1 protein-coding gene is annotated in these 1,264 nt (G+C 61.2%); it reads left to right on the forward strand.

The genetic code is table 11. The features are described 5' to 3' along the window. A partial coding sequence (locus HJW02_RS12900) for a prenyltransferase/squalene oxidase repeat-containing protein (RefSeq protein WP_208050664.1) occupies positions 1-1,035 on the forward strand: 1,035 nt, incomplete at its 5' end. Positions 1,036-1,264: the final 229 nt, after the last annotated feature.

Genomic DNA, 1,264 nt, shown 5'->3' on the forward strand with positions numbered 1-1,264 from the left:
CAGTGCGAGGAAGCCGTGGTCAAATCCCTCAAGTGGCTCCAGAAGCAGCAGAACAAGGACGGCTCCTGGGGCGGGACTCCCCAGAATTACAAGTGCGCCATGACGGGCCTGGCCCTGCTCTCCTACCTGGCCCACTGCGAGACCCCTCTTTCGGAAGACTTCGGGGAGACCGTCCTGAAGGGCATCTCCTTCCTCGTGGACCAGGGCGTGAAGAATCCCGTCATTTCCCTGGTGCCCCAGAGAAACGAGGTCAGCTATGACCACGCCGTAGCCACCTACGCCCTGTGCGAGGCCTACACCTTCTGCAAGCAGATGGACATTCCCTCCATCGCCAATCTGGAAAAAGTCGTCATCAAGGCCGTGGACAGGATCATTGACGCCCAGTGCCCCAACGGAGGCTGGGCCTACAGCTACAACAACAAGATCAATCCGGACATCGACCTTTCCGTCACCGGCTGGAACGTGCAGGCCCTGAAGGCCGCGGAGCACGGCGGCATCCGCCCCACCAAGGGGGAAATACGCACGGCCCTGCGCAAGGCGGCCTCCTATTGCCGCAAGTGCGGCAAGCCCGACGGCCTCTTCACCTATATGCAGGAAGGCCGGGAAGACGCTACGGCCCGCCCCTCCCTGGTGGGCGTGGGCGTGCTTTCCCTGCAAATGTGCGGCAACGGCTCGGACAGCACGGCGCGCAAGGGGCTGGACTGGATGCTCAAGAATACCAACCAGCCGTTCAACTGGAAGGCCAACAACACTTCCTCCAACCTCTACCAGCATTACTACGGGGTGCAGGCGGCCATGAACCGCGGCGGCGACGTCTGGAAGGCTTACAACAGGGCCTTCCGTGACTCCACCCTCGGCGCCCAGGCCTCCGACGGGAGCTTTGCCCCGAACGGCTTCCCCGGGCCGGGGGGCCTCGTGAACACCAACGGGGGCAGCATCAACGACAAGATTTACCGCCAGTGCCTCGCCACGCTGATGCTGGAGGTGTATTACCGCTTTCTCCCCGGGACGGGAGAAGGCACCAAGAATTCCTAATCTGATTGACAGACCGGCGCGTCTGGTTTTAGTATGCTGCCAGCCTCGTAAACAGGCAGGCCAGCAGCATCTACCTGCAACCGGGCAATTCTCCCCATTTTTCAAGGATGCGGGAGCTTTTGCCGTTGCACCAACCAGACACGTCCCTCTATGAGTCTCCACATTGAAAGTACCGAAGACGCCCTTGCGGAATTGAAGAAACAGCGCGTCAAGACGCTGACCGCCGCCA

It is taken from the genome of Akkermansia sp. GGCC_0220 (assembly GCF_017566105.1).
GTDB classification, from domain to species: domain Bacteria; phylum Verrucomicrobiota; class Verrucomicrobiia; order Verrucomicrobiales; family Akkermansiaceae; genus Akkermansia; species Akkermansia massiliensis.